General features: G+C 42.4%; 12 protein-coding genes and 1 tRNA gene. 6 read left to right on the forward strand and 7 right to left on the reverse strand.

Annotated features, from left to right (window positions below; translation table 11 throughout):
• Window positions 1–53 precede the first annotated feature (53 nt).
• Entirely contained in the window at window positions 54–896 is an 843-nt protein-coding gene (locus CYL31_RS04770; protein WP_212917821.1) for an AraC family transcriptional regulator, read from the forward strand.
• A 1-nt stretch (window position 897) separates the two neighbouring features.
• On the opposite strand, the gene CYL31_RS04775 is transcribed toward CYL31_RS04770, so the two are convergent.
• Entirely contained in the window at window positions 898–1,842 is a 945-nt protein-coding gene (locus tag CYL31_RS04775) for a GlxA family transcriptional regulator (protein WP_212917822.1), read from the reverse strand.
• Window positions 1,843–1,967: 125 nt separating this feature from the next.
• Here CYL31_RS04775 and CYL31_RS04780 point away from each other — a divergent pair, with 125 nt between their 5' ends.
• The 3 genes from CYL31_RS04780 to CYL31_RS04790 all read left to right on the forward strand — a co-directional run bounded on the left by CYL31_RS04780 (window position 1,968) and on the right by CYL31_RS04790 (window position 3,828).
• The gene (locus CYL31_RS04780; protein WP_212917823.1) at window positions 1,968–2,486 is read left to right on the forward strand and encodes an isochorismatase family protein; all 519 of its coding nucleotides are present in this window, start codon (window positions 1,968–1,970) and stop codon (window positions 2,484–2,486) included.
• A gap of 174 nt (window positions 2,487–2,660) precedes the next feature.
• Window positions 2,661–2,737: transfer RNA gene (locus CYL31_RS04785), tRNA-Ile, on the forward strand.
• A 278-nt stretch (window positions 2,738–3,015) separates the two neighbouring features.
• Window positions 3,016–3,828 (forward strand): TOBE domain-containing protein, encoded by an 813-nt coding sequence (locus CYL31_RS04790; RefSeq protein WP_212917824.1) that lies wholly within the window; start codon window positions 3,016–3,018, stop codon window positions 3,826–3,828.
• Window positions 3,829–3,839: 11 nt separating this feature from the next.
• Here CYL31_RS04790 and modC read toward each other — a convergent pair whose 3' ends face one another.
• From modC to CYL31_RS04810, 4 genes are all read right to left on the reverse strand, one after another.
• Window positions 3,840–4,952, reverse strand: a complete 1,113-nt coding sequence (gene modC, locus CYL31_RS04795; RefSeq protein ID WP_212917825.1) for a molybdenum ABC transporter ATP-binding protein — start codon at window positions 4,950–4,952, stop codon at window positions 3,840–3,842.
• Between the two features lie 2 nt (window positions 4,953–4,954).
• Complete coding sequence (modB, locus tag CYL31_RS04800) at window positions 4,955–5,638, reverse strand: molybdate ABC transporter permease subunit (protein WP_114412330.1); 684 nt, start codon at window positions 5,636–5,638, stop codon at window positions 4,955–4,957.
• Window positions 5,639–5,646: 8 nt separating this feature from the next.
• Complete coding sequence (gene modA / locus CYL31_RS04805) at window positions 5,647–6,405, reverse strand: molybdate ABC transporter substrate-binding protein (RefSeq protein ID WP_212917826.1); 759 nt, start codon at window positions 6,403–6,405, stop codon at window positions 5,647–5,649.
• Window positions 6,406–6,505: 100 nt separating this feature from the next.
• On the reverse strand, window positions 6,506–8,959 hold the full coding sequence (locus CYL31_RS04810; protein WP_212917827.1) for an HD domain-containing phosphohydrolase: 2,454 nt from the start codon (window positions 8,957–8,959) through the stop codon (window positions 6,506–6,508).
• A gap of 307 nt (window positions 8,960–9,266) precedes the next feature.
• Here CYL31_RS04810 and CYL31_RS04815 point away from each other — a divergent pair, with 307 nt between their 5' ends.
• Entirely contained in the window at window positions 9,267–10,658 is a 1,392-nt protein-coding gene (locus CYL31_RS04815) for an L-cystine transporter (protein ID WP_212917828.1), read from the forward strand.
• A 172-nt stretch (window positions 10,659–10,830) separates the two neighbouring features.
• On the forward strand, window positions 10,831–12,822 hold the full coding sequence (locus CYL31_RS04820; RefSeq protein WP_212917829.1) for a methyl-accepting chemotaxis protein: 1,992 nt from the start codon (window positions 10,831–10,833) through the stop codon (window positions 12,820–12,822).
• A 50-nt stretch (window positions 12,823–12,872) separates the two neighbouring features.
• On the opposite strand, the gene CYL31_RS04825 is transcribed toward CYL31_RS04820, so the two are convergent.
• On the reverse strand, window positions 12,873–13,277 hold the full coding sequence (locus tag CYL31_RS04825; protein WP_212917830.1) for a hypothetical protein: 405 nt from the start codon (window positions 13,275–13,277) through the stop codon (window positions 12,873–12,875).
• 46 nt (window positions 13,278–13,323) lie between these two features.
• The gene (locus CYL31_RS04830) at window positions 13,324–13,737 is read right to left on the reverse strand and encodes a hypothetical protein (protein WP_212917831.1); all 414 of its coding nucleotides are present in this window, start codon (window positions 13,735–13,737) and stop codon (window positions 13,324–13,326) included.
• Window positions 13,738–13,774 lie beyond the last annotated feature (37 nt).

Here is a 13,774-nt window from a genome sequence, read left to right on the forward strand (position 1 = left end):
CTGTTTGTACTTCATGTATTGCAGATCGTATTTTCTCTTGAGGAAGAATTATTATGGATCGTCTTTCATCGGTATTAAGTGCGTTTCGCCCTAAGGCGACTTCGATAAGCGCTTTCCATTTTTCTCGTCAAAATGAGCGTTTGGCTTTATCAGCAGATTCTAGCTATTGGTTGTATTTAATCTCCGGAGAACTTTCTTTAACCACACACGGTGAAAGCCGAACAAGATTGAAAGAGGGTGATGGTGTGTGGCTTGCTACGGGCCAGGATCTCAGTGTATCGCTTATACAAAGGCTACACTGTGAAACTAAGTTATTAATTTGTGAATTTGATTTCGCCACAAAAGCGCTTAATCCATTGTTGGACTTGGAATGGCAATGGGTGAAAGTCGAAAAAGGTGATGAGATTGCCCTGCAATTGCTGCCTTTGAAAAGCATATTACTCACAGAAAGTTTGCAGCCTCGTTGTGGTTCTCAAGTGGTAATTGAGCGACTAGCCGAAGCTTATTTGGTGCAAATGCTGAGATTGTTTATTCAAAACAAAAAAATCGAATTAGGCTTGTTGGCAGGTTTAAGTGATGTGAGGCTGGCGCGGGCAATTGTAGCTATCCATGAGCAGCCTCAACAAGCTTGGCAGGTTGCTAGTCTTGCTGAAAAAGCGGGTATGTCACGTTCGGTATTTAGTGGCTTGTTTAAAAGTACGATGGGAATGTCTCCCATGGCTTATTTGACTTCATGGCGCATGCGTTTAGCTGCGCAACGGATAAAAAATGGTGACCGAAATCTCGCAATTTTAAGTGATGAATTGGGTTATCAAAGCGAGGCGGCTTTTCGCCGGACTTTTAAAAAAGTCATTGGCATGACACCGGGAGACATTGGTCGTCAATCTCGTCTTTGAATTAATGGGGTGATGGCGATACAAAACGCTGGCGAAAGGTGCTGGGCGTTAACCCCATAATCTTTTGAAAGGCTTTACGGCAACTGCCAACATCTTCATATCCTACTTGCAGGGCGATGCTCTCGAACGGCAGCGTTGTTTGTTCTAAGGCATCGCAAGTCGTTTGAATACGGATACGCTGCAAATATTCATTTGGGTTGAGTCCTGTGCATTTTGAAAAACGTCTTAAAAAAGTTCTTGGTGTGAGCTTCGCCAACGCGGCCATGCTTTCAGTGCGTTGCAGTTCGGCAAAATGGCCTTGTAAATAATGCTGAACCGTCAAAATCGCCGCATCACCATGGTCGAAATTAGGTTGAAACTGTTGGTAGTAGCGTTGTTCTCTTTTACCTGTATCAATCACTAATGTTTTGCCTAACTGACGAACGATATTAGCATTCGTCAGTACTTGTACTAGTTCCATGGCCAAATCCATCCAAGACATCATGCCACCGGCGCTGATCACATCGCCTTGGTTAATCAATATCTTCGACGTGTCCATTGCTTGCTGAGGAAAACGTTCCTTAAACAAACCTTCTAGCGCCCAGTGCGTCGTCATTTGGCGTTTATCTGTAAGACCTGTGTATGCCAAAAAGAACGCACCAGCGCAGGCACTGCAAAGTATGGCACCTTGTTGATGCTGTGCGATTAAAAAATCATTGATATCGGTATTCTTCTCGCTGTAACTGGCTTTATGCAAGCTAGGCGGCAACAAGACTGCGTGATAGTGCGATTGCGTGTCCAAGCCTTTCTGCAGGTCTGACTCGTGTAAAATATGCGTAGTGATACGAACTTCTAAACCTGTTTCTTTGCAGGCTTCATTGGCCAACTCGAATGTTTCGGCAAAACCATAAACAGCCGACAAAAGAGAATGGGGATAAGCAAGTATAGCAATTTGATAGTGTTTCAAGGATTTATCCTGTTTGTCATTTTAGGCCTCTAATATGTCAAATTTGACACTGTAATGGAATCCATCGTTTTGCGATTCTAGGATTCTTGATACAGTCTTTGTAAGCAACACAATAGGAGCCAACAATGAGCCGCACTGCATTATTAGTGATTGATCCACAAAACGACTACTTCGCTAATGGTAGCTTTCCTCTATGGAATGCCGATGAAGCCCTAAAAGAAATACTTAACGCCATTCAAGCCGCGAAAGAGCAAGATGCAGCTGTGATACTTGTGCAACATGTGGCTGCAAGCGAATCACCGTTATTTGCTGAAGGCAGTGAAGGGGTGAAAATACACCAAGCGATTCTAGACGCCGCACTAGATGCACCCATCGTAACAAAAGCACACGCGGATGCGTTTCAAGAGACAAACCTAACGCAACTGCTAGAAGAACTGGAAGTCGACCGCTTGGTTATCTGCGGCATGATGACGCAAAACTGTGTAACTCATACCGCCATTTCTGATGCCGCTGATCCTTATCAAGTCAGCATCTTGCCAGATGCTTGTACTACTCGTGAACAACTACTGCACCTAATTGCCTTAGAAGCGATTAAGGCTAAAGTGACCTATACCGACATTCAGCACGCTTTTGAACGAGTTTAGGGGAGCTTAATCCCATTGCTAAAAAGCGTGGCAAGGTAGAAAACAAAAGGGCTAGGCAAGAGGTTGATTGAAAAATAGCCTGTTAATCAACCACTTTCGAAAATTTATTACACATAAATTGCATCGACTTCTTGGCAAGCAGCGAGCATATCGCTATAATCTGCAACGCTTTTAGGGCCTGTAGCTCAGTTGGTTAGAGCATCCGACTCATAATCGGCAGGTCCCCAGTTCAAGTCTGGGCAGGCCCACCATATATCGAAGCCTCGGCAGTTAGTGTTTACTAACAGTCGGGGCTTTTTTATTGCCTACGATTTTTGGGTGTTCTAATAGAAGACCTACACTAAATTGTGTAAGCCATTACTCTCACTTTCATATCGACTGATATGCCATTAATGCTTTCTCGACATTAAGTTTGTTACTTCTTCTCGTTGGTTTATCTGATGATGTTTTTTAATACCATGGGTATTAAAATTGTCTTTAATATAAACTGGTTAGTAAGATTTTAGATGCGATTAGCACACAGGTGTTTATGACGGATAAGAAAACAGCATTGGCTGGGTTAAAGGGGGAGGTTTTCCTGTTAACCGAGCAGCATAAACCTTTTGCGTCGGCGCAGATTGAGTTGTTGGCGGCGATTGATGCGTGTGGCTCTATTTCTAAGGCGGCGAAGCAGGTGGGGATCAGTTATAAAACCGCTTGGGATCGTATTGATGCGATGAATAATATGTCGGCTCAGCCTTTGGTTGTTCGCTCTACGGGCGGTGCGCAAGGCGGCGGAACTCTATTAACTGAACTAGGTCATAGGGTGATTTCAGGTTTCCAAGCTTTGCAGGATGAGCATCAGAAATTCATTGAACGCTTAGGCGATAAACTGCATAACTTGAACGATGTAGCGAGTTTTATGAGGAGCGAGAGTGTGAAAACCAGTGCAAGAAATCAATTTAAAGGCACGGTTAGCAATATTACTCTTGGGGCTGTGAATACTGAGGTGGAGTTGGATATTGGTACTGATCAATCCATTATTGCGATGATCACTCAGGAAAGCGTTGAGCAGCTTGGGTTAGAGAAAAACAGCGATGTGGTGGCTTTGATTAAGGCGTCTTCGGTGATTTTAAGTACGAATACCAAGGTGGTCACCAGCGCTCGAAATAAGTTGGTCGGTACGATTTCTCGTTTGTTGCCTGGTGCGGTGAATACGGATGTGACATTGGATATTGGTGGAGGCAAGTCTGTGTCTGCTGTTATTACGAATATAAGCGCAATAGAGCTAGAGCTGGAAGTAGGGCAAGCAGCCTGCGCCTTGTTCAAAGCGCCAAGCGTTATTCTACTGAAAGACGCGTGACGCTGGTTCAGTTATCTGACCAGTGCCACGCTTTTAATTTGCGCCCAGAGTCTCTTTCCTTCCACCAAGTCTAGGTGATCAACGGATCGATAGGTCAGCCTTGCAATGAGTGTGTTTTGCTCTGTCTGTAAGCGGACTAACGCCATGGCTGGGTCTTGGTCGGGAATAATGTCGATCACACTGACTAGCAGTCGATTCAATATGCTGGAATCTTCATGGCAAGTTAGCGTTAGACTCACATCGGTGGCGAGTATTCTGACTCGAACCTGCTGACCAAGACTGTCGCCGTTGTTACGAATCCATAAGTCACTGCCAGTACAAGAGACTTTTGATAAGTGCCACTTCTCATCTTGTTGGACAATCTGGCCTTGCCAGATGACACCTGTGCCATTATTGAACAGCAATGGTGATGTTAGTTGTGAGAAAACCTCTTCTACCTGTCCTTGAGTGGCGACTTCGCCATCTTCCATTAGTACAACATGATCCGCTAGGCGCATCACTTCTTCGACTGAATGACTGACATACAAAATGGGCGTGTTGAGTGTGGACTTCAGCTTTTCGAGATACGGCAATATCTCTTGTTTTCTCGCATTATCCAGTGAGGCTAAGGGTTCATCCATAAGCAATAATTTGGGTTGAATCAATAAGGCGCGCGCGATGGCAACACGTTGTTTTTCACCGCCTGAAAGCTGCTGAGAATTATTTTTTAGTATGGATTCAATGCCCATTAAGTCGATGACTTGGTCATATAAACCAGCAGGTAAGGGAATGCCGCTGCGTTTAATGGCGTAATCTAAATTGCCTTTTGCGGTTAAATGGGGAAAGAGGCTAGGTTCTTGAAACACATAGCTTAATGGCCGTTTGTGTGTCGGTAGGAAAAAATTATCGTTTTGCCATGTTTCGCCTTTCATCACAAAATGCCCTTGCTGTGCTCGCTCTAGACCTGCAATACAGCGCAATAGGGTCGTTTTCCCTGATCCTGATTGCCCGAAGATAGCGGTGACGCCGCTGTCTGGCAGCGTGAGATCGACATTTAAAGCAAAGTGGGATTGTGGATGCTGTAAGTGAAATTTGGCGTGTAGGCCTTGTTCTGTATTTTCCCCTACAATCTTGTTGGTTGGCATGGCTATTTCGCTCCCCACAGGGTGTTTTTTCGTTGGAAGCTATAAAGGCTGAGCAACACCACAAAAGAAAAGATGATCATGATGGCGGCGAGCTTGTGAGCTTGATCATATTCCAAGGCTTCAACATGGTCATAAATTTGCACGGATACTACGCGAGTTTGTCCGGGAATGTTGCCGCCTATCATTAAAACAACGCCAAATTCGCCGACAGTGTGCGTAAAGCCTAAAATAGCAGCCGTAATAAAGCCGGGTTTTGCTAATGGTAAAACAACGGTGAAAAATCGATCCCAGCTTCCAGCTCTCAAAGTGGCGGCCACTTCTAATGGTCGTTCTCCAATGGCTTCTATGGCGTTTTGTATTGGCTGTACAACAAAAGGTAGAGAATAAAATACTGACGCTACGATTAATCCCCAAAAGGTAAAGGGCAGTGTTCCTATACCTAATTCTTGGGTCAATTGACCAATAAAACCATTGGGACCCATGGCGATCAGTAGATAAAAACCTAATACGGTGGGCGGAAGCACAAGCGGTAGGGCAACGATGGCGCTGATTGGCCCTTTTAGGCGGGAGCGGGTTCGTGCCAGCCACCAAGCGATGGGGGTTCCAATGAGCAGTAAAATAACAGTAACAGTTGTCGCTACTTTAAAGGTTAGCCAAATGGCTTCTAAGTCTGACGCAGAAAGCATATTGGCTGTTATTCCGTTTTATAACCGTATGAATGGATGATGTTACGGGCTGTGTCGCTGCGTAGATAGTCAATCAGGCCTTTTGCTGCGGCGTTATTTTCAGCTTTTTTTAATAACACGGCATCTTGGCGTATTGGGCTGTATTGATCCGAGGGAATAATCCAGCTTGAGCCTGATTTAATGTGTCCTTTGCTCATTATTTGTGACAGAGCAACGAATCCTAAGTCAGTATTCCCCGTGCTGACAAATTGATAGGTTTGCGAGATGTTTTCGCCCATTACCCATTTTGAGCGTGTCTTTTCTGTGAGTCCTAAACCTTTTAATACTTCCATTGCTGCCACACCATAAGGCGCCAGTTTTGGGTTGGCTAAGGCCAGTTTATTAAAATCCCCGCTTTTTAAACGAGCGTTATTGTTGTCGATGAAATCGGCTTTAGACGACCACAAAGCCAAGGCGCCAATGGCATAGGTGAAGCGACTGTTTGGGATTATGGCGCCTGCTTTTTCTAAGGCGTCGGGTTTGTTTTGATCAGCGGATAGAAAGACATCAAAAGGTGCGCCATTTTGGATTTGAGCAAAGAACTTACCGGAAGAGCCGAAGGATAAAATGACTTTGTTGCCAGATTCTTCCTCGTATTGTTTGGCGATGTCTTTCATGGCTGCGGTGAAGTTAGATGCGACGGCAGCATGGACTTCTTCGGCATAGGTCGAAGGACTAAGCATCAAGAAGCTTAATAGGATGATGCTTAGTGAATTGAATAATCGCATGGCTTTACCCTTATAACATTGCTTGAGAATAGGATTTATATTGATGCGTTATATATTGCGTTATATAGCGAAGTGGCGCAAGAGGACAGCGTTCTTCTATTTATTCTTCTAGATAAGGTTGGATATTAACGGTATCTATCTGTTCTTTTGGTAAAAATTTCTCGGCGTATTTTAAGTAAGTGCCACTGGTGAGAAAGAAGCGGAATAGCTGTAGATCAAGGTGTCCTTCTTTGCACATGTTAAACATGATGTCGATGGCGACACTGATTGGTTTGGCCTTTTTATAAGGTCGATCTGCGGCGGTAAGCGCTTCGAATACATCGGCGATCATGAGTATTCTGTCGGGTATACTAAGTTGTTCTGCATTGAGTTTTCGTGGATAGCCTTGGCCGTCCATTCTTTCGTGGTGAGTTGAAGCGTAACGAGGTACTCGGCTGAGTTCTGGCGGAAACGGCAGGCTATCTAGCATGGTTATTGTGCTGATCATATGTTCATTGATTTTAAACCTATCTTCTTCGGTGAGTGTGCCTCTTTTTATAGTGAGATTGTAGATTTCACCTTGGTTATATTGATGTTCCGGTATTGTCATCTTTATGCCTAAAGATGCGTCAAACTTGATATTTTTATGTCGTGGAATGATATGTTCAGGTTTATCTGACAGTAGTGTTTCTATGGTGGTAGGTTGGTCGCTGTCTAACTTGTTATCTTGTTCTTGCTTGGCAAGCATCATTTCTTCTGCAGGAGATAATCCTAAGCGATTATTAAAATTTCGAGTCCATTCTTGCGCGCCAATGGCTTTGATTCTTTCCCGGTCTTGTTCGCTCATAAATTCACTGCCAACGTTGGCTTTGGCTACGAAAGCAAATTCTTCTTGAAGCCTTGTTTGGTTTTCTTGCCATGTTGTTAAAGCGACGGTTGGGTTTTGTTTTTCAATGTACACGGCACGTAAGTAATCTATTTCTGCATCACGCCATAAGACTTCAAATCGCATGCGAATCTCATGAATACGATTATAAATACATTCCAGCTTGGAGCCCTTATCCATGATGTGTTCTGGCATGGTGATTTTGCCACAGTCGTGTAACCAAGCAGCAATGCGAAATTCTAGGCGTTCATTGTCATTGGCAAATTGGAAACTTTTATAAGGGCCATCTTCTGCTTTTTCTAAGGCCTCGGAGATCATCAGTCCTAGTTCTGGAACGCGGTAGCAATGGCCACCTGTGTGCGCCGATTTGTCATCTATAGCGGTTGCGATAAGGCGGATTAATGCCTCCATAAATTCTTTCTGGTTGGCTTCATGCTGCTTAATATCTTGAGACATGGATATAAAGGAGTTAGAGAGTTGCCATATCTCTTTAATGTGCGAGTCTGTGAAGACTACATCATCAAATTGGCGTTGTTTGATTTTCTCTGTTTCAAGTTGTAATTGTCTAATAGGGCGCACGATGGGCGCACTGAAAAGCCAGATAATTGGCAATAATATTATCATTACCAAAGCATTTAATAATGTTGAGTGAAGCGCTTCTTTGGTTGCTTGTTGAAATAACACGTCTTTTGGTAGGGTGACGGTGATGTATTGTTGATTAAGTATGTCGCTGCCGATGGCAGTGATAAATGCATAGTATCGGCGACTCTCTTCTTTTTCGATAAGAGTTGGCTGTTTTGCGTTTGGGTTGTTGGCAATGTCGATTAATTTTTTTGACTCTATGCCAAGGTAATCTTGAAGGTATTGATGAGACGATGCGTCTGAGTCGCTATTCGTTAGATTTGAGGCAATGATTTTGCCATTTTTGTTGAATAAAAAGGCTTGCTCCTGACCATTTATAAGTTTCGATGAAGACAAAGTAAGTTGATCTGATAAAGACGATAAGAGGATATCTAAGCCTATTACTTGATCTGTGTTGCGGATTCTCTTTGCGTAGGTTTGTCCAGAAACTTGTAAGTGCTGAAAAAGATAGGGTTGAGTTGTATAGATATTATTTTGTTCTGATGCCGCAAACCATGGTCGCTCTGTGGGGGAGAAACTACTCTTCTCTGTTTGTTGGTGATTAAGGCGAAAGGTACTGGAGTAATAATAGGTAATGCGTAAACGCTGTTCGCCACTCCCAGAAATATCTACCGCGGCCCAACGATCATCCGCTTGTGCCCCCATTCGTTGTCTTGTGTCTTTGGCTGAGTCTAGGTTAATGAGCTGAAAAAAGTTTTCTTGCTTATCACCAATATAGAGGCTGTATAGCTGGGGACGCTTTTGTAGAAATTGAGCAAATAGACTGCTTTTACGTTCGATGCTAGTGTTTGATAAATCAGAATTGATTAGCTCTGCAAGCAGATTGACTGTTTGTTTGGCATCGCTGTCCAGGCTATAAACACTGTCGCTCATGTGATCAGAAAGTAGATTCATACTTGACAGCATGTGATCGACAGCCATTCTCTTACTGGCGTTGTATTGCAGAGAAATAGCAATACCTGCGGTAATGACGATTGCCAAAAGAAACATATTGGCAACAAGAATTCTGATAGAGAATCGCTTGAATATCCGTTTTTGGGTTGTCACTATTTACTTCCTTGCAATAAGCGTTAAAAGCCGAATTTGCTAGATACTTACGCGCCTTTTAATAGAAGTCTAATCTGTGAATTAGTGCAAATGAATAAGTGTGACGATTTGTGACTTTTCTTGTTTTATCATTCGTTCAAGTTTTTTCCTTATTCGTTTTTCTTATATAAGTTAATCATTTTTCCTTCTTATCCATTTAGTCAACATTTTGTTAACATTGCGCTAACTTGCCGATTTGACTTGTTGATTGATGTTTAGGTGAACAGGGTTCGGTGTTCTATGACTTATTTTTTAAGGTTTTTTCTCCATGTTGTATCCCATTATTAACTTAGCGGTGTTCGCTTTGTTAATCGCGTTGTTGTTCAAACTGCAAAAAGCGAAAAAGACGTTATCGACTCAAGTATTTACTGGTTTGGGTCTTGGTGTGGCGTTTGGTGCTGCGTTGCAATTTATCTATGGTGTTGGCAGTACAGAAGCTAACGAAACATTAGAGTATGTGAATATCGTCGGTTATGGCTATGTTAGCTTGCTGAAGATGATCATTATGCCGTTAATTTTAGTGTCTATTATTGGCGCTATTATTAAGGTTAAAGACACGGGCTCTTTGGGCAAGATGTCTGGCGGTATTATTGGTATCTTGTTGGCGACAACGGCGGTTTCTGCTTTGATCGGTGTTTTCGTCAGTAACTTATTTGGTTTGTCGGCCGATGGTATTGTGCAGGGCGCTCGCGAAATGGCTCGCGGTGCAGCATTGGAAACTCGCTTAGATGGATTAGCGAATGTTTCGTTTGCTGATATGATTACCTCTTTCTTCCCAGGTAACCCTTTTGCGGATTTAGCAGGAAGTCGTCCGACTTCTACCATTGCTGTGGTTATTTTTGCAGCCTTTGTTGGCGTGGCAGGTGTGACCGTTGCTCGTACTGAGCCAGAGTTAGGGGCAAGTTTTGAGCGTTTTGTTGATGTCGCTCAATCAATCGTTAGAACCTTGGTTCGTATGGTGTTAAGCCTGACGCCATACGGTATTCTTGCGCTGATGACTAAGGTGGTTGCGGGGTCAGATGTCTCTGATATTTTGACTTTGCTTAACTTTGTTGTGGCGTCTTATGTTGGTTTGGCGCTTATTTTAGTGATGCATTTATGCCTATTGGCATTTAATGGCATTTCACCGCTACGTTACTTTAAGAAAGTTCTACCTGTATTGTTGTTTGCTTTTACTTCTCGCTCTAGTGCGGGAACGATTCCGTTGAATATCGATACTCAAGTTAAACGTCTAGGTAACGGTGAAGGTGAATCCAATTTCTCTGCTTCTTTTGGTGCAACTATGGGGCAAAATGGGTGTGCTGGTTTGTACCCCGCCATGTTGGCAGTGATGATTGCACCAACAGTAGGCATTAATCCATTAGATCCGAGCTTTATTATTTCACTGATTGCTATCGTAACCATTAGCTCATTTGGTATTGCTGGCATTGGTGGTGGCGCGACATTTGCGGCCTTGATCGTATTGTCTGCTTTAGATATGCCGGTTGCGTTGGCAGGCTTGTTGATTTCTATCGAACCTCTGATCGATATGGGTCGTACCGCTGTGAACGTAAATGGTGCAATGACAGCCGGTAGTATTACGTCGAAGTGGCTTGGTCATACTGATTCGAGTGTGTTTGAACAAGATGAAGTGCCAGAAGCCGAGCTGAGAAACAGTTAATAGCAAAGCAGTTTGATTGCTTTTATTTTAAAACCACCTTCGGGTGGTTTTTTTGTTTATATACCACGCTTTTTATGAGTAATTAATTTTCAAATAGAAAATTTGAGTATTAGGCATGCAAAGTGCTTGAATTAATCTAAGCTTGCTTAATAACAACGACAAGGAGAGGCGTGTGTCCTTATTTTCAAATCTCAAAGTATCCCATTCGGTCGCCATTGTTGGTATTTTACCATCGCTGTTTGCCATTATTATTGTGGTTTTTTTAGTCAAAGATTTAAATGAACGTGTTCATGAAGGTCGTATCGCCGAAGACATGGTGAAGTTATCGTCTATTTTAGATGGAGTGGCTCACAATTTTGCGGTTGAGCGTGGTTTAAGTGCGGGTTATTTAGGTAGTAAAGGCAGCAACGGAAAAGATACTTTATTGGCGCAGCGCAAGTTAGCCGACAATGCAGAGGCAGCGCTTAAAAATATAGATGATAGCGCTTTTGAGGTGCTTACTTCTGAGCGTTTGAATCGTTTACGAACTCCTGTTTTAAACATGCTGAAAGATAAAAATCAGGTTCGCCAAAAAGTCGATGCTTTGGCGGCTGATAATGGGGCTTTTGACTTTTACTCTGAGGTAAACCGCCAAGCGTTAAACTCTATTCAGCGTGTTATTTTGGATATCAGAAATCGAGATATTGCCAAAGCACTGGAAGCCCGTTTAAGTTTATTATGGATGAAAGAGCGAGCAGGTCAGTACCGTGGGGCTCTAAATGGCGTATATGCGGCTAAATCTACAACGTTAAAACGTCAGTCACAAATAGCGGCCTTTATTGAAGATGAGCATCATCAGCTAGAGCACTTTATTGTGACGGCGTCAGATAAAGAAGAGGCGTTGCTGAATGCCGCTATGAAAGATGATAAATGGAAGGCGGTTACCCAAGCTACGAATGATTTTTTAGCGACAAAAGATGTTTCTTCTGTGAATGGCCCTGCTGATTGGTTTGCACTTGCCACAGCAAAGATAGGCTTGATAAAAGGTGTTGCGGATAAAATTAGCTCTGAAATTAATATTCTTAGTTCATCGTTAACCTCACGTAGCGAGCTTTATCGTAATGGCTTGATTATTGGTTTTATTTTATTAATTACTCCTGTTATTTGGTTAGCATTTTCTCTTACTCGATCTCTTTCTAAGCGTGTCGAACGGATTAGCCAGACCTTATCCAATGTCTCTACAGATCGTAATTTGGTCGGCAGAATTGAAAATACATCACATGATGAGTTGGGTGAGATCATCCAATACTTAAATGTTCATTTAGATCATTTGAGTGAGTCTTTCCATTTGATGGTTGATATGGCATCTGAATCTAAAGAAAGTATGAATGTGCTGAGTGGCTATTCGAGAAATGCGTTACAGGAAACCAAGGACCAGTTTAATCAGACTGATCTTATGGCGTCGGCAGTGGAGGAGATGTCTCTAACGAGCAATACGATTTCTCAAGATATGCTAGCTTCAGCTGAAGCGACTGATAGCATTCGTGAGCAAAGCACTCAAGGCTCAGCGCGGATGCAGACTATTCTACAATCCATCGCTAATTTATCTTTGGAAGTGGATGGCGGATATAAAGTGGTGCAGTCGGTTACTGGTCATACGGAGCAAATTAGCAGCATCTTACAAACCATTGAATCTATCGCTGAACAGACTAATTTATTGGCATTAAACGCAGCGATAGAAGCGGCTCGTGCAGGAGAACAAGGGCGAGGTTTTGCGGTAGTGGCGGATGAAGTGAGAACGCTTGCTCAGCGTACACAAAATTCGACCGAAGAGATTCGTTCAATGATCGAAGCCTTGGTGGGGGCAGGTAAGAGCGCTCTACAATCCATGGATAAATGTGCCAGCATGGCGACGCAAACTTCGAATGTGGTGACTGAGAATGTCACCATGATGCAAGGCTTGTTTGATGCTATTGAGAAGCTAGCGCAAACCATAGAACGAGTTGCTACCGCGTCAGAAGAACAATCTCAAGTGTCTGAAGAAATTAATAAGAATATTCAGAATGTCAGCGAACGTTCGGAACGAATTCTGGATATGGTTAATAAAACCGATGAAGGATCAGCGCAAGCTAAGCAGCGTTTTGAAAATGTACTGAAAGAGATTAGCTCGTATAAATTGAGTTAGCTAGGAAAGACATCAAACTTTCATACTGAGAGTTTGATGTCTTTTTTGATCTAATGAGTGCGTTTTATCTCGAAGGTCTTCATGAAAACATCATTACTAAATGTGCCTATAATCGCGCTAAAGGAAATAGTGAAATTTAAGACAAATATCATTTCATTGCCATATTCTTGGGCCTTTAAGGCATCTCCCCAAACGTAAAAGAATATAGATGCACCATATAGAAACAAGCTAATTTTGTTGGTCGTGAAAAAGAAGGGAATTTCGAAAATCCAAAGCTCTTTTTTGTTTCCGTATCTAATGATCAAATTGAGTAAAACATATGAAACAGTAGTCCCTATGGCAATCATGTATGCTTGAAATATTTGGTAATCATTTAATAGCGTATTTCCCATATAAATTGAAAATCCAGCCGCAATAATCCAAAGCAGTAAAAGTGGTCCTAAAATTAATCCCATGATCTGATCCTATCGTTTTAATATTTAGTGCTTATTTGTGTTTTTTTCAGTGTGTTTGTTCGATGTTGTGTTCTTCCATAAAGCTCTCACTACTAAATGAACCAAGCAAGGTGCCTAATGAAATAGAGAGCGCGATGATGAAAATGAGAGATTTAATTGATGGGTTTTTAATGCGTTTCTTGAGGATGAAATAGGCTAAAAATGCGGCTAAATATAGCAGTGCAGCATCAAGGTTAAATAAGAAGAAAAATATTATTTCAAATGCCCAGAGCGACTCACTACTTTCAAACTGATTGATAGAGTGCTTCATATACATGATGGCGAGAAGAATGGCGGCTAGCGTTGGTAGTATTTTATAGACAAACAGTTTCTCTTCTTTCAATAAGACATAGCCGATTCGAAGCGAGAAAAGAAAGCAGATTACCCAAAATAAAAAAAGAGGGAGAATGATTATTCCCATGACACGTCCTTGATGTTGTTGAGTTTCAAATAGTCTT

The organism is Marinomonas sp. A3A, assembly GCF_018336955.1.
Taxonomy (GTDB): Bacteria; Pseudomonadota; Gammaproteobacteria; order Pseudomonadales; family Marinomonadaceae; genus Marinomonas; species Marinomonas lutimaris.

Excerpts from the sequence above, each read along its gene's own strand:
- CYL31_RS04770 (WP_212917821.1), top strand. The coding sequence starts at position 54 with ATGGATCGTCTTTCATCGGTATTAAGTGCGTTTCGCCCTAAGGCGACT.
- CYL31_RS04780 (WP_212917823.1), top strand. The coding sequence starts at position 1,968 with ATGAGCCGCACTGCATTATTAGTGATTGATCCACAAAACGACTACTTC.
- CYL31_RS04790 (WP_212917824.1), top strand. The coding sequence starts at position 3,016 with ATGACGGATAAGAAAACAGCATTGGCTGGGTTAAAGGGGGAGGTTTTC.
- modC (WP_212917825.1), bottom strand. The coding sequence starts at position 4,952 with ATGCCAACCAACAAGATTGTAGGGGAAAATACAGAACAAGGCCTACAC.
- modB (WP_114412330.1), bottom strand. The coding sequence starts at position 5,638 with ATGCTTTCTGCGTCAGACTTAGAAGCCATTTGGCTAACCTTTAAAGTA.
- modA (WP_212917826.1), bottom strand. The coding sequence starts at position 6,405 with ATGCGATTATTCAATTCACTAAGCATCATCCTATTAAGCTTCTTGATG.
- CYL31_RS04815 (WP_212917828.1), top strand. The coding sequence starts at position 9,267 with ATGTTGTATCCCATTATTAACTTAGCGGTGTTCGCTTTGTTAATCGCG.
- CYL31_RS04825 (WP_212917830.1), bottom strand. The coding sequence starts at position 13,277 with ATGGGATTAATTTTAGGACCACTTTTACTGCTTTGGATTATTGCGGCT.
- CYL31_RS04830 (WP_212917831.1), bottom strand. The coding sequence starts at position 13,737 with ATGGGAATAATCATTCTCCCTCTTTTTTTATTTTGGGTAATCTGCTTT.